Origin of the sequence: Sulfurimonas gotlandica GD1 (genome assembly GCF_000242915.1) — a bacterium.
Classification (GTDB): Bacteria; Campylobacterota; Campylobacteria; order Campylobacterales; family Sulfurimonadaceae; genus Sulfurimonas; species Sulfurimonas gotlandica.
Genome location: NZ_AFRZ01000001.1, coordinates 2,367,524 through 2,390,452 on the forward strand (window position 1 = coordinate 2,367,524; position 22,929 = coordinate 2,390,452).

Annotated in this window: 25 protein-coding genes; 4 read left to right on the forward strand and 21 right to left on the reverse strand. The window is 33.1% G+C overall.

The genetic code is table 11. The annotated features are described in order from the left end of the window. Positions 1-24: 24 nt before the first annotated feature. Together SMGD1_RS11685 and SMGD1_RS11690 are read left to right on the forward strand one after the other, a co-directional pair. A complete protein-coding gene (locus SMGD1_RS11685) occupies positions 25-729 on the forward strand; it encodes a hypothetical protein (RefSeq protein ID WP_008339569.1) in 705 nt (234 codons plus the stop codon). A gap of 26 nt (positions 730-755) precedes the next feature. Beyond that, entirely contained in the window at positions 756-1,223 is a 468-nt protein-coding gene (locus SMGD1_RS11690; protein WP_008339523.1) for a CYTH domain-containing protein, read from the forward strand. Here the strand turns inward: SMGD1_RS11690 and nosD are convergent. From nosD to SMGD1_RS11790, 20 genes are all read right to left on the reverse strand, one after another. Next, complete coding sequence (gene nosD / locus SMGD1_RS11695; RefSeq protein WP_008339214.1) at positions 1,186-2,418, reverse strand: nitrous oxide reductase family maturation protein NosD; 1,233 nt, start codon at positions 2,416-2,418, stop codon at positions 1,186-1,188. The genes SMGD1_RS11690 and nosD overlap by 38 nt on opposite strands. A gap of 18 nt (positions 2,419-2,436) precedes the next feature. Next, positions 2,437-2,961, reverse strand: a complete 525-nt coding sequence (locus tag SMGD1_RS11700; RefSeq protein ID WP_008339309.1) for a PAS domain-containing protein — start codon at positions 2,959-2,961, stop codon at positions 2,437-2,439. Between the two features lie 2 nt (positions 2,962-2,963). Then, positions 2,964-3,434 (reverse strand): nitrous oxide reductase accessory protein NosL, encoded by a 471-nt coding sequence (locus SMGD1_RS11705; RefSeq protein ID WP_008339399.1) that lies wholly within the window; start codon positions 3,432-3,434, stop codon positions 2,964-2,966. Between the two features lie 24 nt (positions 3,435-3,458). After that, positions 3,459-4,286: an ABC transporter permease gene (locus SMGD1_RS11710; protein WP_008339195.1), complete on the reverse strand. Its 828-nt coding sequence runs from the start codon at positions 4,284-4,286 to the stop codon at positions 3,459-3,461. Next, positions 4,286-4,738 carry a hypothetical protein gene (locus tag SMGD1_RS11715; protein ID WP_008339541.1) on the reverse strand — a complete coding sequence of 151 codons (453 nt, stop codon included), beginning with the start codon at positions 4,736-4,738 and terminating at the stop codon, positions 4,286-4,288. Before SMGD1_RS11715 ends, SMGD1_RS11710 begins: the two co-directional genes overlap by 1 nt. Further along, positions 4,725-5,363: an ABC transporter ATP-binding protein gene (locus SMGD1_RS11720; RefSeq protein ID WP_008339249.1), complete on the reverse strand. Its 639-nt coding sequence runs from the start codon at positions 5,361-5,363 to the stop codon at positions 4,725-4,727. Before SMGD1_RS11720 ends, SMGD1_RS11715 begins: the two co-directional genes overlap by 14 nt. 3 nt (positions 5,364-5,366) lie before the next feature. Beyond that, on the reverse strand, positions 5,367-6,272 hold the full coding sequence (locus SMGD1_RS11725) for a NapH/MauN family ferredoxin-type protein (protein ID WP_008339274.1): 906 nt from the start codon (positions 6,270-6,272) through the stop codon (positions 5,367-5,369). A gap of 28 nt (positions 6,273-6,300) precedes the next feature. Next, a complete protein-coding gene (locus SMGD1_RS11730; RefSeq protein WP_008339481.1) occupies positions 6,301-6,828 on the reverse strand; it encodes a c-type cytochrome in 528 nt (175 codons plus the stop codon). Further along, on the reverse strand, positions 6,828-7,451 hold the full coding sequence (locus SMGD1_RS11735) for a c-type cytochrome (RefSeq protein WP_008339377.1): 624 nt from the start codon (positions 7,449-7,451) through the stop codon (positions 6,828-6,830). The genes SMGD1_RS11730 and SMGD1_RS11735 overlap by 1 nt, the downstream gene beginning before the upstream one ends. 8 nt (positions 7,452-7,459) lie before the next feature. Next, positions 7,460-8,200, reverse strand: coding sequence for a 4Fe-4S dicluster domain-containing protein (locus SMGD1_RS11740; RefSeq protein WP_008339366.1), 741 nt, complete (start codon positions 8,198-8,200; stop codon positions 7,460-7,462). Positions 8,201-8,202: 2 nt separating this feature from the next. Then, complete coding sequence (locus SMGD1_RS11745) at positions 8,203-9,420, reverse strand: nitrous oxide reductase family maturation protein NosD (protein WP_008339435.1); 1,218 nt, start codon at positions 9,418-9,420, stop codon at positions 8,203-8,205. Between the two features lie 20 nt (positions 9,421-9,440). Then, a complete protein-coding gene (locus tag SMGD1_RS11750) occupies positions 9,441-10,223 on the reverse strand; it encodes a hypothetical protein (protein WP_008339408.1) in 783 nt (260 codons plus the stop codon). Positions 10,224-10,639: 416 nt separating this feature from the next. After that, positions 10,640-13,267 carry a Sec-dependent nitrous-oxide reductase gene (nosZ, locus tag SMGD1_RS11755; RefSeq protein ID WP_008339236.1) on the reverse strand — a complete coding sequence of 876 codons (2,628 nt, stop codon included), beginning with the start codon at positions 13,265-13,267 and terminating at the stop codon, positions 10,640-10,642. Positions 13,268-13,385: 118 nt separating this feature from the next. Further along, positions 13,386-13,781, reverse strand: coding sequence for a hypothetical protein (locus SMGD1_RS11760; RefSeq protein ID WP_040766580.1), 396 nt, complete (start codon positions 13,779-13,781; stop codon positions 13,386-13,388). Next, the gene (locus SMGD1_RS11765) at positions 13,711-14,358 is read right to left on the reverse strand and encodes a hypothetical protein (RefSeq protein ID WP_008341414.1); all 648 of its coding nucleotides are present in this window, start codon (positions 14,356-14,358) and stop codon (positions 13,711-13,713) included. The genes SMGD1_RS11760 and SMGD1_RS11765 overlap by 71 nt, the downstream gene beginning before the upstream one ends. Then, positions 14,351-15,007 (reverse strand): Crp/Fnr family transcriptional regulator, encoded by a 657-nt coding sequence (locus SMGD1_RS11770; RefSeq protein WP_008339519.1) that lies wholly within the window; start codon positions 15,005-15,007, stop codon positions 14,351-14,353. The genes SMGD1_RS11765 and SMGD1_RS11770 overlap by 8 nt, the downstream gene beginning before the upstream one ends. An 8-nt stretch (positions 15,008-15,015) precedes the next feature. After that, positions 15,016-15,453, reverse strand: a complete 438-nt coding sequence (locus SMGD1_RS11775) for a hypothetical protein (protein WP_008339588.1) — start codon at positions 15,451-15,453, stop codon at positions 15,016-15,018. An 86-nt stretch (positions 15,454-15,539) separates the two neighbouring features. Next, positions 15,540-16,658: a cell division protein FtsZ gene (gene ftsZ / locus SMGD1_RS11780; protein WP_008339520.1), complete on the reverse strand. Its 1,119-nt coding sequence runs from the start codon at positions 16,656-16,658 to the stop codon at positions 15,540-15,542. 11 nt (positions 16,659-16,669) lie between these two features. Continuing rightward, a complete protein-coding gene (ftsA, locus tag SMGD1_RS11785) occupies positions 16,670-18,028 on the reverse strand; it encodes a cell division protein FtsA (protein WP_008339250.1) in 1,359 nt (452 codons plus the stop codon). 1 nt (position 18,029) lies between these two features. Continuing rightward, the gene (locus SMGD1_RS11790; RefSeq protein WP_008339215.1) at positions 18,030-19,496 is read right to left on the reverse strand and encodes a peptidylprolyl isomerase; all 1,467 of its coding nucleotides are present in this window, start codon (positions 19,494-19,496) and stop codon (positions 18,030-18,032) included. A gap of 207 nt (positions 19,497-19,703) precedes the next feature. Here SMGD1_RS11790 and SMGD1_RS11795 point away from each other — a divergent pair, with 207 nt between their 5' ends. Continuing rightward, on the forward strand, positions 19,704-21,239 hold the full coding sequence (locus SMGD1_RS11795; protein ID WP_241761482.1) for a sensor domain-containing diguanylate cyclase: 1,536 nt from the start codon (positions 19,704-19,706) through the stop codon (positions 21,237-21,239). A 63-nt stretch (positions 21,240-21,302) separates the two neighbouring features. Beyond that, positions 21,303-22,601, forward strand: coding sequence for an adenosylmethionine--8-amino-7-oxononanoate transaminase (locus SMGD1_RS11800; protein WP_008339387.1), 1,299 nt, complete (start codon positions 21,303-21,305; stop codon positions 22,599-22,601). Here SMGD1_RS11800 and SMGD1_RS11805 read toward each other — a convergent pair. Further along, entirely contained in the window at positions 22,596-22,925 is a 330-nt protein-coding gene (locus SMGD1_RS11805) for a thioredoxin family protein (RefSeq protein WP_008341415.1), read from the reverse strand. The two genes, SMGD1_RS11800 and SMGD1_RS11805, sit on opposite strands and share 6 nt — an antisense overlap. Positions 22,926-22,929 lie beyond the last annotated feature (4 nt).

Sequence of the window (22,929 nt, forward strand, 5' to 3'; positions counted from 1 at the left end):
TGGTGCAGAGTGTGGAGATAGACCATGAGAAAAATAATTAGAAATATGCTTTTAATAAGCGTAGTCTTTTTATTTACTGCGTGTAGTTCACCTTATAGACCAGTAAAGCCTAATGAAAAGTTAGAGAGTAAATATTTATCTTATGTTGTGCTAAATACAGATTGGAGAATTGATAAAGATTATGAAAGAGAAAGAGATAGATATAAAGAAGGTACATATTATTTGGGGCATATTGTTGAAAACATGAAATTCCATATCTACACCGACCCATATCATTATAGAATGATGAAAAAACATTTTACTAAAGATGCTTATTATCGTGATAGTGATATTAAAGAAAAAGTATTTACTAAAAATGATAAAGAAACAGGAATAACATATAAAAAAGGTTGGATAACTTATGTCAATTATCTCAAATGTTCAGGAAGTGTTTTTTCAAGAGGCTTTGGAGGAAGTTATTATAGTGGTGGAGTGAAATTCTACTCTATAAAGTGTGGTTATTACGATACAACAGAAACCATAAACGATGGAAAGAGAACATTAGTAATAGACTACCGATACACCCACAACACAAAAAAACCACAAGAAGCTAAAGAAAGAGAACAAATAATAAAAAAAGCAGTCAAAAAAGCCGTTTCAACACTAAAAATAAAAAATATGGATATAAAACGAATGGAGAAAGAGGGTTTAATGCATTACGATAAAGAGTTTAAATCTACTAAGTGGTAAATAAGAAAGTTTAAAAAAGGTAACCCATGGCACTAGAAATCGAGAGAAAATTTCTGATAGATATAGACAAGCTTCCAATATTGGCAAACGGTTACGACATCAAACAAGGTTATATTCAAACTAAAGATAAAACTGCTGTCCGTGTAAGAGTGAAGGGTGATGAAGCATTTTTGACTATCAAGGGTGAGAGTGTTGGTGCTACAAGACTTGAGTATGAGTATGCTATACCAGTAGTAGATGCAAATGAGATGCTAGATATGTTATGTGGTAAACCTATTATAGACAAGACTAGATATTTGCTAAAACATAAAAATCATCTATGGGAGATAGATATCTTTCATAAAGAAAATGAAGGCTTGATAGTTGCAGAAGTTGAGCTTGAGAGTGAAGATGAGAGTGTAGAACTACCAGAGTGGATAGTAAAAGAAGTAACGGAGGATGCTAGATATTATAACTCTAATCTTTTAGAGCATCCATACTCACAGTGGGGTTAACAATAGGCTTCTTATCTTCAAGCATTAAGATAGGGTCTATAAATGGAGCTACTTGAGCTAAGAAGTTAAGTAGTGTCATGACAGGTGAGCCGTAGAAAAACTTAACCTTGTTGTTGTAGTGCCAAAGACGGTCGGCGTACTGATACATCTTGTGAGAGGTGTCACCAATGTTGTCGCCATTAGTATCAAAACCTGCATATCTGTCCCAGTAGTTATACTCAACTACATTTGACTTCGTCTCAAATCCTGCTGTGCTTTTTACTATGTCGTCTATGTTTCCTACAAATTCATTATGGGTAAAGGTATTGTTTCGTATGGTTAGGTGAAAGTGTATAGCTTCTTTGTTGTAAGATATCTCATTATTCACTATATATCTCTTCATACTCATCTCCGTCCACTTAGAGTCTATGTACATTGCCTTAGCGTTGTATCTAAGCGTGTTGTACTCAAAAAGAATGTTATGTCCACCCTTTAGCATCACTCCGATGCCAGCAGCCCCTTTTGAGCTTTGTATGGAGTTGTTTGTGATTTTAGTGTTTTGTGTCATCATTAGCATTAATGAAACAGAGTTGTATCTGAACTCATTCTCTTTGATGAGGTTGTTTTTACTGTGAGCTATTTGTAAGCCAAATCTAGAGTTGAGTATATGGTTGTTCTCTAGTATGTTGTTATTTGAGTAGTTCATTGTTACATCTCTAACTCTATCTATAGTGTTGTTGCTTATAGTGTTGTTATGAGAGTGCCAGATCTTTAGAGCATCTCCTCTTAGACCTATATCATTGTTTTTAGAAGTTATGAAATTGTTTGAGATATTAGAGTCTTCTACCATGAGCATATCGATGCCGTATAGAGAGTTTAAAATTTTGCAGTTACTTATTTGGGAATTTTTAGATTTGTTTATAAATATAGCAGAGTCAAGCTGGTGCATCTGAGTACCGCTATTTGTGATTGTAAGATTTTCTATGGTAACGTTTGAGCTGTTTATAGTTATGACTTTTCCGATTCCGCCGCCATCTATGATGACACCGTCTTCTTTACCTAAGAGAGTTATAGGTTTGTTAATTATTATATTACCTTTGTAGATGCCAGCGGGTAGTTTGAGGGTTGCTCCAGAAGGAGCACTATCTATAGTTTCTTGGAGAATACTAGCGTTTAGTGCAGAGATGAAATATATAAATAGTAAAAGTTTTTTCATCTTATAAGGGAGGTAATTTTAGTAAAACCTATGGATTTCTTCCATAATATTTGAGAAATCTACATCGTCACCTTTGGACTTAAGGAAGTTAACTAAATAGTCTTGAGAAGCCTCAACGCCGTCTTTATTTTCTATTTCTAAAAGCTCTGCATAAAGTTCACTGATGATCTCTATTACGTGCTTAGATATTGTCTTTCTAGATGCATGATAACCGATAACAGCACCTGTGTCAGTGTCTTTACGGATTTCAAACTCTGTAAATATCCAGTAGTATCTACCGTCTTTTGCCAGATTTTTAACAACAGCATTGATATTTTTTCCGGCAGATATAGTTTCCCAAAGTAGTTTAAAAACTACCTTTGGCATATCTGGATGACGTACGATGTTATGCGGTGCACCTATTAGTTCTTCTTCATTATAACCTGAGACTTCCATAAAGTAGTCATTACAGTACGTAATCTTACCTTTAGCATCTGTCTCGCTGACTATGTAGCGTTTTGGATCAAGTACTATCTCAACATTTAGTGGTGTAGGCTTAGTCATTATTATATCCTTCCGTTTAAAAGTCTTATAAGTGCATTTGAGATTTCATTGAAGTGCATAATTCTTTTTCCGTTATGAGTTTTAGAATAAGCCTCTGCTAAATCATAAGTTGCAAATGGTGTTAAATCATCGCCTGCAGGGGAAGTAACATTAGCACCATAAACATAAAATGCACCCTTTGCGTTGATAGGTTTTAGTGTAGAGAAATCTGTTACAAGAATCTCTTTAAAGTCATCTTCACTCTTGACTCCAACATCAAACCATTTTCCAGGTTGATGGTAAAACTCAATCATTGATTTAGGGCTAGAGAAAAATACTTTCTTTCCGTTATTGAGTTCTATCTTTGCTACCCATTTAGGGTCTTTATACACTTTGAAGTGTCTAACTAAACATTCTGTGTCTTTTGTGTAATCCATCTCATATGAAAACAAAACACTCGCTGCTAAAACTACTGCTAAAACTATTTTAATCATTTTTATCTCCTTGATTTTTTAATATTAAACTAAATCTTTTTTCTCAAAAATCTTGTAACCCATAAATGCAAAAAGCAAACCTATAAAAAGAGGGTAACCTATAGACACAAGTACAAAAACCATCTGGCTCATAGAATCAAGTATGTAAAATGCAACTGGTCCCATAACCGTTAGTTCAGGATCAAACAGTGATATTGCCGCAACACGGAAAATCTCCATAGGATTTATCATTGCGATAAAGATAATAAGTTCTTCATTAAATCTGTTTTGCATCATAAGTGAAATAAGTGCGATATCTATAAAAGCAAGTAAAAATATCCAGATAAAAAATGCAATGCCTAGAGCAACTTCACTAGATTTTACAAATGAAGATATAAAAAATGCTATACCTAAAAATGCACTACTCATCGCAAATAATAGGCCAGTGTATAAGAAAAATATACTCCAAGGGATAGCTGCACCCTTAAAAGCGCCATAAATTATGGCAATAACCATAGCAAAAAGAACAGGAAGATAAACAGTAATAAAACGACCTATAATCTTACCCCAGTAGTACTGTTTAAGAGATATAGGAAAAGAGAGCATATACTCTAAAATATGGTTGTCTCTATCTCCAGAGATAGACCTCACCGTAGTTATGAGAATAAATATAGGCAAGATTACGATTGTAATCTGTATGTACATTAGAAGCAGTCTGCTAAGACCGCTAAAGCCCATAACCTGAGACTCTGTTACTCCTGCTATAAAAAACAGAGCTATCAGCCCTCCAAATACAAGAGAGTAAACAACAAACCATTTAGCTCTAAGAGACTCTTTTAAGTCTAAGTATGCGATTAAATATAAATTTTTCATTAATATCCTAGTATCTGTTTTCTAATTTTTGGGTTTGCCATATGCTCACCTCTTAACATTTTTATAGTGACTTCATCAAAGTCAATATGATTTTCAACACTGTTTTCATAAGCACAAAATCCGTAAGACATAGGAGTTTTTTCACCTATTTTATAACTTGCACTTGCTGCATCTATGTAGTGAGTTGTATCTTTAGAAAAGACTTTTGCCTTTTCTGTATTTATGCTGTTCTCATTACTCCATAAAATCATGCATCCTATATCGTCAAAGTAATGTACGATACCATTCTCAACTAAAGAAGCACTATGAGCATTTGACTTTTCTACTTCCATATGACACTTTGGACATACTTTTATCTCACTCTTTAGTGCTGTAGTTGATGAACTCTGTGATGAGTTACAAGCACTGAAAAAAGTTAGTGTTAATATGAGCAGAAAATTAAATCTTATCATCCGAAACCACTTTTCCCATATCCATGTATATCTGTCTATTTACCAGATCTTTTACTTCTTCAAGTCTATGCGTTACAAATAGAAGAACTTTTTCTTCTTCATTTTGCTTTAGCAGTCTGTAGAAGTCATCTCTAGCTTTAGGGTCTAGATTTGCTGTAGGTTCATCATAGATGATTATATTACTCTTTTTTGCTAGAGAGATAGCAATAAGAAGTTTCTGCTTCATCCCGCCACTTAGTTTAAAAAATGACTTATTCATGTTTGAATTTAAATCAAGTTTCATCTCATTCGCATAGTATTTGATTTTTTCTTTATCTACTTCTGCACTTATACTGATGTACTGAATAAGTTCATCAATATTTAGTTTAATCGGAGGAGGCAGTTGAGGAACAAAACTAATCTCTTTTAGAACTTCTACTCTTTGTTTGATTGGATCAAGTCCATTTATGGAAACATTTCCAGCATCTGGATGATAGTAACCAAGGATAGAACGGATAAGAGTAGTCTTACCCGCACCGTTTGCACCCATAAGTGCTATAGCTTCATTTTTGTTAAACTCACAAGTTACACTGTCAAGTGAAACGTGAGAGCCAAATTTTTTGGTTAAGTTATTAATTTTTATCATTATTTACACCAAGCTTTTTAATCTAAAGTCAAAGTTAAGAGCATCTGCGTGACAAACATCTATACATCTACCGCATAGTGTACAGTCAGCACCAGTGATATACTCTTTTGTGATACTTTTTTCTTCTCTTTGTTTGTCATATTTTGCTTTTGTAATCTCTAATACCTGATTTTCAAAACATACATCACTACAGACCATGCAGTGGTCACAGTTGTCATTCCACTCAATTCTAAGCGCAGATACCTTACCTATATAACCGTAAGTAGTACCTATTGGACAAATGTAAGTACACCAAGCACGGCGAGAATAAAATACTTCTATTGCAAACACAACAACTACCCAGAAAAATGCTAGAGACCATCCATAAGCAATCATTCTACTTAAAATACCAACTACGTTTAATGTCTCAAAAACAAGATACCCACTTGTAGCAGAAAGAATTAAAAATATCGCCCAAAAGATGTGTCTGACTCTGTGGTCAAATTTTCTCTCTTTGATGATTTTTTTATTTACTAAAGTGTTGTGCCATTTTTCACCTATTTCACTTAGGATTCCATAGGGGCATACCCAAGCACAGTAGCTTCTACCACCAACTAGGAGATAAACGATGACAATAGTTGCCGTACCTATAATCATGTTTATCGGCATTTCGTGAGTAGCTAAAAAAAGCTGCATAGTGGCATAAAGGTCAATCATATGAAAACCTAGAAATCTAGAGCCACTCAGTGTACCTTCAAGAAGCTGTAGGTCAATAAAAAATGACAAGAAGAAAAAGAGATGGATAGTAATAACTAATATCCATCTCTTCATTCTATAGCTAAATTTCTTTTTGCCATCTTTTGTAGTATCAAAAAATGTAGAGAAGAAAGTTGATTTCTTTATAGTTTCTCTATTGTTATATTTATCCATTTAAATACTCCGTTTTATTTACTACTAGTTACTTTTCTTTTGCCGCTTTTTCTTCTGCCGCTTTTTCTCTTGCTGGAAACTCACCGATTTCTTTAGCAAATCTTTTTAAGTCATCATCATTAAGTTTAATTAGAAGACCCTTCATAATCATATTCTCTTTTCTGCCAGCTTTGAAGTCTGCTAAGTCTTTGTAAATTTTTTCCTCAGTTTGTCCGAATAGTTTTGGTCCCATCATTGATTTTCCATTTTGGAATCCTGAACCGTTAACACCGTGACAAGATGAACATTTACTCTTATACTCATTACTAACTTTGAATGCTCCAGCATTTCCTGCTTTGTCTCTAAGTGCGTTTAATGCTTCATTTTCTTTTTCTCTGTCAGATTTTTCTTCAGGAGTTGTAGAAATTACTATTTTTTGATTTTTACCGTCACCCGTGCCAAAATCTTCAATAACTTTTGAATGCTCTCCACCATGATACACAGGATCATCCATCGCTGTAAAAACCATTAAGCCAATTATTATAAGTGTTAAAGCACCTACTATTATATTTTTCACTATTTATTCCTCATCTTATTTATCTCTTTATTAAATTCAAATATTTCATTTGCCATTTGTTTAATCTCATTATCGTTCATCATCTTTACTAAATCATTCATTAATGGATTTGATTTTTCACCAGTTTTAAATGATATTATTTTCTTGTATATATAATCTGAATCCTTACCAAGAAGAGATGGACCAATTACTCCATTCGCATAATCATTATGACATGCTGAACACTTTACTATGAATTCTTTTGAGAGTTTCTTAACAAGCATAGAGACTTGTATTTTCTCATAAGGACTTCTAACGTGCATATTTGCATCTATAATTGTTCTAGGTTTAACACGAACAGATGCATCATTATTGGCAGGCATAGAATTTTCATCGTAAGCACTTTTTACGTTGTAGTCATAGTAATAAGATTTACTTTGAGATTTATCATTCTCTTTTACTTCAACTTTGATAGCATGAGCATCTTTGTTTTGAACAACTTCGATTTTTGGAGCTTCAGCTGCTTTTGTAGAAGGCTCTTTTTTTGTTTGCTTTTCATCAGCACTGTCACTACAACCAGTAATTCCTGCAATAAATAAGAAGCTAAGCGTATATGCTAAAGCTTGAATTTTAGATGTTTTCATAATATCTCCTAGTTTTTACTTGCGTAATATTCTTTATAAGTCACTCTCGGTTTAACTACAATCGATGGTACTTTTGTTGGACAAACCTCTTGACAAGCACCACAGCCTATACAGCCGTCATAAATCTCAGGACGGTTTCCTCCACCCTCATTCGCAACCATGGCAATTGCACTGATTGGGTTTGGAATAGGACACATGTCTGCACAGAGTGTACACTGTTTGCCTTCATATTTTGAGAATTTTTCTAGAAGATCAACTTCTAGTTTGTTTAAGTTTGTAACCGAATCATTAAACTTACTCATTCTGTCTGTATATCCAGCCGGAACAGGAGTGTTCGTTATAGCTAAACATGTATCTGGAAATTCTAAAACAGCAATTCCCATATGGATGTCTTCTGGTTTCTCACAGTGGTGATCTAAGGCGCCACTTGGACATGCAAGAACACAAGGAACAGCACTACAAGCATAACAAGCACGCTCATTAGCATCTATATATGGTGTTCCAATACCATGACCTTTTACCATGTCTGTTAGTTTTATAGAATGGTAAGGACATACTTGAAGACACTGTCCACATTTAATACATAGAGCAAGAAACTTCTTCTCATCTACGGCCCCTGGAGGTCTTAGTCTATTTTCTGCTCTAAGGGTATAAGGGCTAAATATTATTCCTCCACCAAGAGCAAGGCCTAATATTCCAAGTGTAGAATATTTAACAAACTCTCTTCTATCTGTTTGTACTGTTGCCATGTTTATCCTTTAATCCTAACTTTAGGTTTTTCATCTTCAAATAAGAATACTGGTTTTGTAAATGGAGCTAGTTTAGCTAAAAAGTTTAGTAGTGAGATTACCGGTGAACCATAGAAAAATTTAACATCTGGATTATAAACCCAAAGTTGATCAGCATACTGATAAACTTTATGAGGAGTATCTCCGATATTATCTCCATTTCTGTCAAATCCTGTGTAGTTGTCCCAGTAATTTCCAACTATCTCATTTTCATTTGTTCTTGCACCTCTACTGTCATTAACAACGTCTTCTATATTTCCCATAACAACATTTTCTTTCATAACATTATCTATACTTAACGAGTGAAAATGTATTGCCTCAGAGTTATAAAGTACTTTGTTCCCGATGAGCCAATTCTTTGTGTCAGGTTCAAAAGGAGATCTGTCAATATAGATGCCTTGTGCACAATAAATTACACTATTGTCTTTTAGTATAAAGTTTGAAACATCTTTAAGACCGATTCCCATACCAGTTGCACCCAAAGAACTTTTTACAACATTTCCAATCGCTGTAGTGTCTTTTGAATACATAAAAAATATGCCTACACTGTTAAACTCATACATATTGTCTTTAATAAGGTTTTTACCTGCATACATAAGATGCAAAGAGTATCTACAGTATTTACCATAGTTCTCAACAATCTCATTTCCATGAGAGTACCAGACAACCATATCACGTGACTTTATAAGTGAGTTCTTTTTGACAATATTATCATTTGAGTACCAAAGTCTAAGTCCATCACCACGCATACCCAAGTCTAAGTCTTTTGAAGTTATTTTATTATTTGAAATAATAGAGTTATTTACCATTTGCAAATCTATTCCAAAAAGGCAGTCTTCAATAACACAGTTACTTATTTCACAGTGTTTACCTTCTACCATAGTAATAGCTGAATCGATTTTATCGTGTCTATCACCGCTTCCTATTATTTTCAGATTTTTTAGAGTCACATATGAGCTTTTTACATGTATTACAGTTCCAGAACCTTCGCCATCAATAATTACACCATCTTCTTTACCTATGATAGTAATAGGCTTATTGATTTTGATACTTCCCTTGTAAACACCAGCCGGTAGTTTTAAAATAGAGCCCTCAGGCGCATTGTCTATTGCATCTTGCAATATGTTAGCGCTAAGTTGGCTGTATAAAAAAAGAGAAACTATGAAGATAATTCTAAACATGTAAAGCCTTAACTCTCAATTTAAGATTGCATTTCTTTTAATGCTTTTTGTTTTGCAAAAAATGCAAGCAAACTAAGTAATCCGATAGCAACAATCATATAGAAACCAATTGATGGATATGAATGTGTAATAAACTGTGCAATTTTACCGTCTCCAAATACTGTCGGCATAAAAGGTTTAATCTTAAATGCTCCCCAGTCATGAAGGTTGTGCCCAAACCAATAAAGCCAGTATGAGTAATCTGCTATAAATAGTATTGGCAGAGAAGCTGGAACAAGCATCACATAGTTTAGGATTCTATTGTTATAAGCAATAAAGTATATCATACCAAGAGATAGTAAAAGTAGGGCATAAATACCGATTTCTCTCTCAAATATACCACCAATCCACATAGGATCCATTCCTACATAGTGATTAATAGTATTCATCTCATGAATTTCTCCACTATATCCATCAAAATGGAAATATACAGGGATACCTTCAGGAAAAGCTTCTTTTGGATAATTCGGTGCTTCTAGTGAAACAGCCCATATAGGCAGAGAAGCAACCCCAATCTCAGAAGCAGATTCAATCATCTGCTCTAAGTTGTTATGAGCTTCTTTAGGCGTAGATATACTCTTATATCTTCCTTTGTTGTAAAAGTTCCATACTTTTGCGCTAAATGAAGAGACTTGACTGCCCTCTTGATTGTCAATCTGGGTAAGTACTCCGTTAAAAGCAATCATTGGGAATGTGAATGAGAATGTTAAAATAATCAAAGCTAGTAAAGCAAATAATCTTGCTTTTTTTATACTTGGATGCATATGTTTTCCTTGTTGTTAAAAAAATAACACTAAATTTCATTAAATATCTAATTATTATAAAAATAATTTTAGATATCCAATAAACCTCTAATTATTATAGTTATTATTTAAATTGATTATATCAAAAATATTAGTTAAAAAACTAGATTTAAATCAATAAAAGATTAATATCAATAATAATAATTTTAATTATATTAATAAACTATAATTAAAAGTAAAAAATTATAATAGAATAATTGACGCAAGTCAAGTAAATTTAAATAAATTTATGATATAGGCATTTCTAGTTGAAAAGTGACAAAATTCAAATTTAATGATAATTAGTTAATGTTGATTAAGGTTGTTATGTAGTGGTGTACTGGAGTAAAGGAGGGAAATCCCTCCTTTGTAAATAAGCCTAAATCTTAATCTATTGTCTAGAATAAGTTAGCATTCTCGTCTATCCATTTAAGGTATTCGATAATGTCTTTAGTCTCTTGTTCATTCATATGTTGGTTAGGCATTTTAAGATTGAAGTAGTCAATCATGCTTTTTACATATGGATCATCGTACATTTCTTCTGGATTTAAAATGAATTTACTAACCCATTTTTCACCATTTTCATGTCTTTGTAGTGCACCTGTAAGGTCTGGACCAGAAGATACTTTACCAATAACGTGACAACCTGAACAACCACCTTCACCAAATGTTCTTTCACCAGCTTGAGCTGAAGCAGATTGTTTAGTAGCAACTAGTCTAACTAGAGCGTCTTTTGCTCTAATACCAACGTCAGCTGTTTTAACCATTAGTTGCCAAATCATATTTTCAAAAAGGATAGCTTTTTCAATGTCACCTTTTTTATATGCTTCGTCTGCTAATTTTTTCTGTGCAGGTATTTGACCATATTGGTCGAATGCATCAGTTACAAGAGCAGCAACAGTTTTGTGGTCACCGAATTTGTTTGCTTTTAAGAAAGCAACAACTGATTGGATTACAGCATCTGTAGCATCATTTACAGCAACAGTTTTTTTGTATTCAGCATCTAGTTGTTCTTTATTCATTGTTCCCATTTTGATTTTTTGAGCACTAACATATTTTTTGTTAGGATCTTTAACCATAAGGTAACCCATCATTTCTAAGTGTAGTGCAGAACAGAACTCAGTACAATAGTAAGGGAAAACACCCTCAATATCAGCTATAAAGTTAATTTCAGCAGTTTCACCTGGCTCTAATGAAGCGTGAACGTTAAAGTTATCTACAGTAAACCCGTGAGTCTCATCTTGAGCTCTCTCTAAGTTAGTCATGTACATAGTAACATTGTCACCTTTGTTTACAGTGATTCTCTCAGGGTTAATGTGAGATCTTACAAATGTAGAATAAATAAAAACATTTTTACCTTTAGGATCTATCTTACCTTTAGCATTACGTCTTTCAATTCTTTCTTGACCTGCTAAAGTTTTACCAACATGTTCTTTACCAGTTTTAGAGTTTGTACCCATTTTGTATCTTACGTGTGGGTGCAGTTTCTCAGCTCTGATTGCTACAGCTTGGTGAGGCTCACCTAGAGGTAAAGGCATATCTACTAATAAATCCATAGTCTTACCACTAATATCAATCAACTGGTGATTTTGTGGGTGAAGAGGACCAACATTTTGGAATCTATCTATTGCTAGTTTATTAAGAGCAATGATATATTTACCTTGAGGATCAGCAGTTTTACCTTCCATTCCACAAAGGTGACCAATGTTATAGTGTACATTCTCTTTATCTAGAACTTTAAGAGTCTTGTAATTCCATTTTACAACTTGAGAATCAACATAAAGTGAAGTATAGATCTCGCCATCAACTGGAGAGTACTGATTATGTAATGGCCCAAGACCTAATTCAACTTGACCGTGTAAAGATGATTTCATATCTAAGATAGGAATACCGTATGGATCTTTACCAGTGTATTTTTTGCTTTTGATAAGTTCTTTAATTTTGCTCCATTTATAAACAGAAGCGTGAGTATCTAGTTTACCACAAACAGTGATATATTCACCATCAGGAGAAACATCTACACCGTGAGGAGATTTAGGCTCAGGAATTAAAAATAATGCATCATTCTTAACAGCCACTTCAATTGGAATAACTTTGTGTCCATTAATAATTTTTACATTTTTCTTGTCTTTAGCTAATTTAGCTAATTTTTCCCAATTATATACGTGTAAGAAGTCAGTATCATTTCTTGACATACCAGCTTCATTTGGCGGCATACCAACTTCGATACCACCTGTATACATTTCAGTGTTAAATGAGTTTGTGAAACCCCAACCGTTAGAAACACCTTTACCAGAATCACTTAAATCCTGCATATATGGAGGCATCTCAACAGTAAAAGAATCTTTCTCTATAATTTTACCTATTTTATCGTCGAATTTCCAGATAGTTACACCACCACGGTATGACTCTTTGTACTCTTCAATTGGGTGATAGTTATTATCAAATGGTGCAGCATATTGTGCAGCATCAAGGATATACTCTGAGTTTGGTGTAAAGAATGCACCACCGTGAGCAGATTTAAATACTTTGTTAGAAACAATTTGTTTTGTCTCAAAGTCATGTAAATCGATAATAGCGATACGTGGATTAGCTTTATCGTTGATAGCTAACCATCTACCGTCATATTTACCATCTTTTTCAGAAAGTGCAGGGTGGTGAGTATCACCCCAGTTAATTTCACGACCACGAATGTTACCTTGTCTTAATATTTTAAGACTGTCAACATCATAACCGTACCCTTGCCATGGCTCAGGTGTAAAAACAGCGATATATTTTAAAATTCTCATTGATGGAACACCATAAACAATTACTTGTCCAGATTGACCACCAGAACTAAATACGATAAACTCATCTCTACCACCAGTAGGGTTGTAAGTTTTCGCAGCACGAATTACATCGTTTTCTGTTAAGCCTCTTGCCTTCATTACTTTTTCTAGTTCACCACCACCAGCAGCGGACGCAACTGTCGCAACTAATGTAGTTCCTAAAACAAGTGAAGTAAGCTTATTGAAATGCTTAGTCATATTCTTCTCCTTAATATTCCTTTGAATATATGAAATATATCCAAATGATTCAAAATATTATTACAATTGGGCGATGAATAATTTGACTAAGGTCAAAAAAAAAGATTAATTTTATATTTTAAGATTGTTTATGATTCTGGTGGGAGATTAGATTATCTAAATCTGCTTTTAGATTTTCCAACTTGAGTGTTGATGAAGTTAATTCTTCTAGAGATTGAATAAGAGCATCTTCTTTTTTGGTTAGTTCTTTATCTATACCTTCATTATTGTCCATTACATATAGTAGTTCTAATAAGTCTTCTATATTATTTTCTACAAGTTCTAATGACTTGTATGAGTGTTCTATTGATTTTGCTGAGTTATATATGGAATTATTTATTTTCTCTACTAAGTAGTTAAAGTTATTACTAGCTTCGAGTAGCTCACTGGAATTGTTATTAATTTTAATTGGTTCTAAATCTTTGATACTTGAATTTGTAATAATCTTTTTTGAAGTATGAATAAATTTTTGCATAAAAGTTATTACATCTTTGATTTGTGTAAATAGATATACAAGTAACAATACTAGAGTGAAAAGAGTGTGTACTGTATGTTTTATGGCTATTAATAGTTTCTTCAAAATAGAGATTATGCATCTCAATAAGCTTGTTAAATTCAACTACTAGTTTTATATTCGTATTATAGATGTCATTTACAACTTGCTCTAAAAGAATAGAAGAATATGTTGAAATAATTTTATTTTTATCTCTGAAATCTTGAACATGTTTATAAAATTTGTTCCACAAAATAACAATTTCGTCACTTTTATTCTTGATTAAAGCAGAGTCAATAGGATTTAATAGTTCGTCTCTGTTTTCTAAATTTTTTATAAATTTTTTAATAGAGTCATCAAGTTGTATCGTAGAAGCATTTTGATTCTTGTATATGTAGAAAATATTTTTAGAAATCTCTTGAGTAAAGCCTTTTTGAGCATTAATAGTGTCAAGAAGTTTATTATTGGTTTTATTTTCGTTAGAAATATAGTTAGACAAAATTGCTAATGCAATAGATAATATAAAAACTAGTACACCAACTATTTTTATCTTAGTCATTTCCTATCTCCCTTAATGCTATTGTATCCAATATTGTGACCTTTCCCTGCATTATATCAATAATCTTATTGCGTTTTAATCTATTTAGTACACGAGAGAGAGTTGCAGGCTGAATATGTAAAATAAGGGAAATATCGTGTCGTTTTAGTTTATTGAACATATCTAAATCAGAGTATAACATCATTGCTACTTTTTCTACTGAGTCAAAAATGAACTCTCTATTTATAAGTGATTCAATCTTTTTAGATCTTAAACTGATTTCATTTACAAGCTCTAAGCAGAGTAGATTCTTCTCTAAGAAGTGCTTTTTAAATTCTTTATAATCTATACTAAGAATTTGAGAATCTTCAACAAGTGCAACATTAGAAAATGATGTTAAAGTCTCATTTTTTATGTTTGTAATCTCTGAGATTAGAGATTCCTTATATATATAGTATAGAAAGATTTCGTTTGAGTGTTTATCTATCTTATATGTTTTTGCTAGTCCACTAACTAAAAACAGTAAGTTATTACTCTCTTCTTTTTCATAATAGAGTACATATTCACTATTGTATGATTGAAGTGTAGAAATGGAAGTTAAAAGTTCAACATCTTGAGTCTTTAAAGTGCTGAAAAAATCTAAAGACTCGATTGTACTTTTGATTGACAAAGCAAAACCTAGTTAATATTCGTTGGACAATCTTTCTGGGCAATGTCAAACTGAAATAGACGTACTTTCGTTTTAGCACTAACATATACATACGAAGTATTAATACCAGCCTCTAGAAATTTTCTTGATGATTGGCAGATCCCTGTTGTTACAGCCTGTTTCATTCTTGTTCTATCTTCTTTTTGTACAGTTTCATCACTCTTTACACCAGTGTTTATTTCAAATGTATAAACTAGCGTAGTGTCATTATTCTTTACAGAAGATAGAGTCGTATATTTGTCTATTATTTGCGGTAGTGTACTTGAGATTTCTTTTGCAACCATCTGTGCAATTTCTTTGTTTTGAGTTTTCATCTCTTTTTCAGGGAATGTACCAGTTCTTGTTTGTGTTTCAGAAGCTATTAAAGAAATAGATAATGCAAGGAAGATAGAAGATAGTTTTTTCATGGTAATACTCTTTTTTAGAGCATTATACACAAGAGAAGGTAAATATATTATATTAATTATAAGACTAAAACCTATTTTTTAGGTTATTAGTCTTGTTGTTGTCTCATGTAAGAAGGAATATCTAGATAGTTGTCGTCAAAGTCACCACCAACTACTAGTTTTGGACGAAGAATTACTTTTGGAGCCGGAGTGTCATTTACAAAATCTTCGTTGTTTGTACCACTTTTAATATCTTTTTCAAAACCAGTTGCAACAATAGTGATTTTGACATAGTTTGGTGCTATAGTTTCGTCTGTTGAAGTTCCAAATATAACTTCAGCATCCTCATGAGCACTCTCATGCACAACATTCATAGCATCTGAAATTTCCATTAGTGGGAATTCAGGGTGCATTTTAAAGTGTACTAGAACACCCATTGCACCATTTATAGTCATGTTATCGAGAAGAGGAGATTCAATAGCCGCTTTAATAGCCTCATAAGCAGCATTTTCACCTTCATATTCACCAACACCCATAAGTGCCATACCTTTATGACTCATTACCGTTTGTAAATCGGCGAAGTCAAGGTTGATGTCATTTTCTCCACTTGAGAGAATAACACCGGAAGTTCCACTTACTGCTTGAGCTAAAACACTATCTACAATTTTAAAACTCTCTTTTAAACCAAGTTTTCTGTCAATAATTGAAAGTAGTTTATCATTAGGAATAACTACTATAGAGTCACTCTCTTTCTTTAACTCTTCAAGACCAGCTTCTGCAAGCTTAAGACGTTTTCTACCTTCAAATGCAAAAGGTTTAGTAACGATAGAGATAGTTAAAGCACCAACTTCTTTTGCAATCTGAGCAACAACAGGAGCAGCACCTGTACCAGTACCACCACCAAGACCAGCAGAGATAAATACTATGTCAGCACCCTGAAGTGCATTCCTAATTTCATCATAGTTTTCTAATGCAGAGTCTTTACCGATAGCCGGTCTCATACCTGCCCCAAGACCTTTAGTAAGCTTAGTTCCTATTTGAATCTTAGAAGCACTCTCTGCTTCATAAAGAACTTGGGCATCTGTATTGATCATTATCATTTCGATGCCAGTAACACCCTCTTTAATCATATGACCAATCATATTACCACCGCCGCCGCCAACGCCGACTGCTATAATTCTTGCTCCGCTTACGTTGCTTGCTTCTTCAATTAAAAATGGTTCCATATCTCACTCCTTTAAAATAACTGGGTTGCCCAGTTCCAAAACTTACTAAATGCTCCAGCTTCGTCACTCTTTTTCTCTTTTTTAGATGGTAGAGTAACCATTTTTTGTACTTGTTCTTCTTCACTAGAAGGAGCAATCGGTATTTCAGGCTCACTTGAGAAGTCAACGCTACTTTGCGCTACTGGGGTCTCTTTTGAGTGACGTACTCTTTTGTTTACATCTATTTCGTAAGGAGTGTATGCACTCGCGCTATACATTACAAGACCAATAGCACTAGAAAATTCAGCACTTCTTAGATTGTCAAATAGTCCATCCATCTCTATTGGACGAGCAAGACGCACAGGTACAGAACCAAAAGTAGCTATTGCTAAATCTCGTATGCCTTCCATTTTAGAAAAACCACCAGTTAGAACTATTCCAGCACCTAGTTGATCTTTTAGTCCACTGTTTTCTATAAACTGAGCTAAAATCATCAGTGTCTCTTCAACTCTTGCAAAGATAACATTATGAACAACTTCAAGAGAGACTTCATGAGTTGTGTTTTCATCACCGATTATCGGGAGTTCTATAAGTTCATTGCTTGGTGTTAAAAGTGAACCATAGCTCAGCTTTACACTATCCGCAATATTTAGTGGTGTGTGAAGTGCCATTGAAAGGTCACTAGTCACATGATTGGAGCCAACACCTAAGAAGTCATTGTATCTGATGGAATTACCAGAGTGAATAGTAATATTGCTAGTGTTACCACCCATATCTATAACTGCAACACCTAATTCTTTTTCATCTTGATTTAGAGTTGCTATAGAAGAAGCGTATCCATTTAGGACTATATTTTCTACTTCAACACCAGCTCCGCGAACAGCTTTTTTAAGGTTGTTAAGATTTGATTTTTGAGTAGTGATGATATGAGTCTCTACTTCAAGTCTTGAAGCATTCATTCCAAGAGGGTCTTCTATGAAATCCTGGTCATCAACTTTAAAGTTAAAAGGAAGTGCGTGTAAAACATCATACTCATTTGGAATATTAGCATTATATAGAGATGTGTGCATAACACGTTCAATCTCTTTAAAGCTAATCTCTTTATTTTGAATATTTACTATACCGTTTGAGTTCAAACTTTTTGTATAAGCTCCGGATATAGATACCACGGCAGTTCTTACATCACTACCGGATACTCTTTTTGCGTCATTTAAAGCAGTCTTAATCGATTTAGAAGCCAACTCTATATTAGTTATGCTACCTTTTTTTAAGCCTTGTGCCTTAGAAGTTCCTGCACCTGTTATAGCTATTGATCCATCATCAGAAATTTCGGCGATGATAGCACATATCTTTGTAGAGCCAATATCTATGGCTAAAACAGTTCTGCTCAACTTAGAGTCCTTCGATAAATATCTCTGTTTTGTACTTGTTTTGTAGGTTTTTGATTAGACCTTCATTAAACATAGCACTTTTTAATCTAACAATTGGATTGTTTGGATTAGTGTTAGTCTTGTTAAGCAGTTTTTGTTCCAATATGTTATATAAAACAACATTTCCATTCTTTAATGATATAAAACCTCTTTTATCTTGTGAAGAAAATAGTGCTATAAGAAATTCATTAGCATCTGCAGGTTCCATGTTTGTTATTTTAGCAGCATCTTCATTAGTAATAAAGTCTGTTGTAGTACCTGTGAACGTTGCTACAGAATTTTTAGCTAACTCAAGAAGTTTGTTCTTTTTCTCTTCTTGAACAAACATAGGTAAAACATCTTTTTTTGCTTCTTCGAAAGATTTTGCTTTTGAAGAGTTTACTTTAAGTAGCTCAAATGTAAAGTATTCGTCATTAACTAAAATAGGTTTTAAGTATGGAGACGTTATAGATAGTTTTGAAATCTGTTCTAAAACATTTTCATTGTAAGGATTGTTTGACGCTGAAATAGTAGTAGTTGACACTTTTACATCAGAAGCAAGTTTACCTTTTTTATATGCTATATATCCTCTTAAAGCTTCATCCTTTGTTGCTTTAGCATCTAGCTCATTGATAACGGAACTTCTAGCACCTTCTAATGGTAAAAGTTTGCCTTCAACATCTTTGAAGTGAGTTTTGTTAGCCGCATAGTGCTCGTTTATCTGAGATTCTTCATACTTGTTAGATACTCTAGATTGTTTAATGAATTTAACTTCATAAGTAACTTCACTCATAAAGTTTTGTTGTCTTGCTTCCCAAAAAGGTTTAAGAGCAGCATCTGAAGTGTCAATGTTTATTTTTTCATCACTTAAGATTTTATAGTTTATTTTATCAGCAATATTTAGAACGCTACTGATGATGTCCAGCTCATTTTTACTTACATCCACTGGAAGAAGTTTTAGAGTCTTTTGGATAAGCAATTGTTTCTTTACACTAACTTCATACTCTTTTATACTCATGTTGTTTTGTGAGAGAACTTGCTTGTAAATCTCTTTATTGAAAACACCATCTTTAAAAAAATACTCTTGAGTTTTTAACTCATTTAAAAGTTCTGCATCATTGATCTCTAAATCATACGATAGTGCAAGGTTAATAATTAATGCCTGATCTGTCAGCTGCTTAAGTGCTTGTGATTGAAGACCAAAACTCTTTGCTTTTTCTTCATCAAAATTACCTTGAAACATTTTGTTGTATTGAGCATAAAGATTTGAGTATGTTTTTTGAAGTTCGCCCATAGTGACTTCTACATTTCCAACTTTTGCTACAGCTCCGGCTTTATCACCGTATGAGTATTGTCCCCAGCCAACAAAACCTGCTCCAACGAAAGCGATAGTTGAAATCCAGATAGTAATTATGAGGTATTTTTTATGTCTTTGCATCCATGTAATCATCTAGTTTAGTACCTTATGTATGATATTTTTGTAATTCTAGGTAAATTCGTATTAAAACTTGATAAATGTGGGTCTGTTATTTACATAATGGGAATTTTCGAAGCTTAAATAGATTTAAAATATCTATAGTATTTTGTGATACAATAATTTCCAACAGTTTTTTGATTGTAGAATGTCTTTAAGGATTATTATATAAATAATGTTTATATGAAAAGAGATGAAATGGATAAGTTGAATATTGTTTTAAGAGTAGTGTTTCCCTTTGTTTTAGGACTGCTTTTAATTGCTAGTGTATCAATTTTCGGAATGTATTATTTACAAAAACAGCACATAAAAAAACAATCATATAAAGTCTTTGAAAATGTATCTACAATACTATCTCAAACCATAACAAGTGATATAGAGAATTTTGTAGGTACAATTGAACTGCTTAAAAAAGATCCTAAGATTATAAAATATTTTAAGGAAAAAGATAGAGATAGACTATTTTTATACTTATATCAGATATATAGTGATTTTAATGAGATGTATAACATAACACATTTTTATTTTCACAATATTGATAAAACAAATTTTATACGGATACATAATCGTGACAAGCATTCTGATTATATAGACAGAATCACTTTGTCTAAAGCTTTTGAAACAGCTAATTACAGTAGTGGAATAGAATTCGGCATATATCATAATCTTACACTTCGGGTTGTAGCACCAATCTTTAATGAAGATGAGTTAATCGGTTTTATTGAGCTTGGCAAAGATATTGACTATCTTACACGAAGACTTTCAAAAAGTTTAAACGGCGAAATTATTTTCACTATAAGTAAAGATATGATTAGCAAAGAAAACTTTGAAGTATGGACTAAACAAGCTGCAAAAAATATATATTACAAGGAACTAGATGATTTTTATGTTATAGACTCTAGTATAAAATATATCAGATCTGAACTTCAGGATTTGCTAAACAGTCGTAATGACATTAGTAATATTGAAGTAGTTAATGGTAGGCATACTTTTCATGTAAACAGTACTCCTTTTAGAGATGTGACAGGCAAGGAAATCGGCAAACTATATGTGCTCCTAGATACAAGTGATGAGTTCAAGTTTTTGATATCACTTATAATTGAAATGAGCTTGATAGTTGGGGCAATCATAATAGCTATGATCTTTTACTATTGGAAGTATGTGAAAAAGACTGAGAAAAAGTTAAATAAAGCTCACGAGAAAATACATTCATTATCAATAAAAGATGGCTTGACAATGCTCTATAATAGACACTTTTTTAATGATAATGTTCCATTGCAAATAAATAACGCAGCCAGAAACAAGAAAAAGATTACTTTTTTAATGATAGATGCTGACAATTTTAAAAAATATAACGATAATTACGGACATGTAAAAGGCGATATAGTACTAAAAGAAATAGCAAATACATGTAAAGAACTTTTTCAACGTTCAACCGATATGTGTTATCGTGTTGGTGGAGAAGAGTTTGTTGTCGTTTTTGAGAGCGAAAATGATGAATATAGCCATTCAATGGCTGAAAAATTATGTAAAAGTATAGAAAACTTAGACATAGAACATAAATATAATGATGGTTATAACAGAGTGACTGTCTCAATAGGAATGTGTACATCAGATGTTCAAGAAATTACAAACTTTGATCATATATATGCAAATGCAGATAAAGCGCTGTATCTCTCAAAAGAGAATGGTAGAAACAGAGTGACAAAATATTGCTAGACACTCGTTGTTTTAAGACATTGTTATATAAACTAGCATAAGTATATTTAAGAGGCAAGCAGTATGAAAAATGAAGAACTTAAAAACCGAGACTTGGACGTTTTATGGCATCCATGTACTCAAATGAAAGACCATGAAACACTTCCTCTTACTCCTATAAAAAAGGCTTATGGGGTCTATCTAGAAGATTTTGAAGGCAACAAATTTATAGATGCAGTAAGTAGTTGGTGGGTAAATCTATTTGGACATACTAATCCTTATATAAATAAAAAAGTAAAAGAACAGCTGGATACGCTAGAACATGTAATTTTAGCTGGGTTTACACATGAACCGGTAGTAAAACTCTCTGAGCGTTTAGTAAAACTAACTCCAAAAGATTTACAAAAGTGTTTCTACTCTGATAATGGGTCAAGCGCTGTTGAAGTAGCCCTAAAAATGAGTTACCATGCACATAAAAATGATGGAAAAGATGGCAAAAATATCTTTGTTTCACTAACAAACTCATATCATGGTGAGACAATAGGCGCTCTTAGTGTAGGAGACGTAGAACTTTACAAACAAACATATGAACCGCTTCTTCTTAAAACTATACAAACACCTGTTCCAATGGATATGAGTATAGAATCTGCAAACATTGCTGCATATGAGTTTGAAGAGTTATGTAAAGAGAGAGCATCTGAAATAAGTGCAATAATCTTGGAACCTTTAGTTCAAGGTGCAGGATATATGCATATGTATCATTCAGAGTTTTTAGTTTTGGTTCGTGATATATGTGACAGATATGATGTACACTTAATAGCTGATGAAGTGATGGTTGGATTTGGAAGAACTGGAGAGATGTTTGCATGTCAAAAAGCAAATATTTCACCTGATTTTATAGTTCTCTCAAAAGGCTTGACGGGCGGATATTTACCTCTTTCAGTAGTTCTGACTACAAATGAGATTTACGCCAAGTTTTACTGTGATTATGGTGAGCATAAAGCATTTTTACATTCTCACTCTTATACTGGAAACGCTCTTGCATGTGCTGCTGCAAACGCGACACTTGATATTTTTGAAAATGATAATGTGATAGAAAAAAATAGAAAAATTGCAAAATATATGGGCGATAAACTTCAAAAGTTTAAAGAGCTTAAAAATGTAGCATCTATCAGACAAACAGGAATGATATGTGTAGTTGAGTTAAAAGGTTATTCTCCAGAAGAGAGAATAGGGCTGAAAGTGTATACCCATGGATTAAAGAATGGAGTTTTACTAAGACCTCTTGGACATGTAGTATATTTCATGCCTCCTTATACTATTACAGATAAAGAGATCGATAAAATGATGGATACAGCCTATGAGGCAATAGAAAGATTATAGTCTAGAATCTATAATCTTTTGGATATCTTCAGATAAAATAACGCCTTCCGCATCGTGTAAAATAGTCTCTTTATTTTTATAGATAATCATAGTAGGCAGTTGATAAACATCATATTCTTCTGCAATTTCAGGAGATTGATCAGTATTAACTGCCACAATTGATATTTTATCATTCTTACTACTAAGCTGTTCGAGCTCCATATCTAATGCAGAACATGCTTCACAAAACTCTGAACCAAATTTTAATATAACAATTTGACCCCTGCTAAACTCACCGTCCATTACGACATGAAAATTTTCTTCATCTACTTCAAATATTCTCATTTAA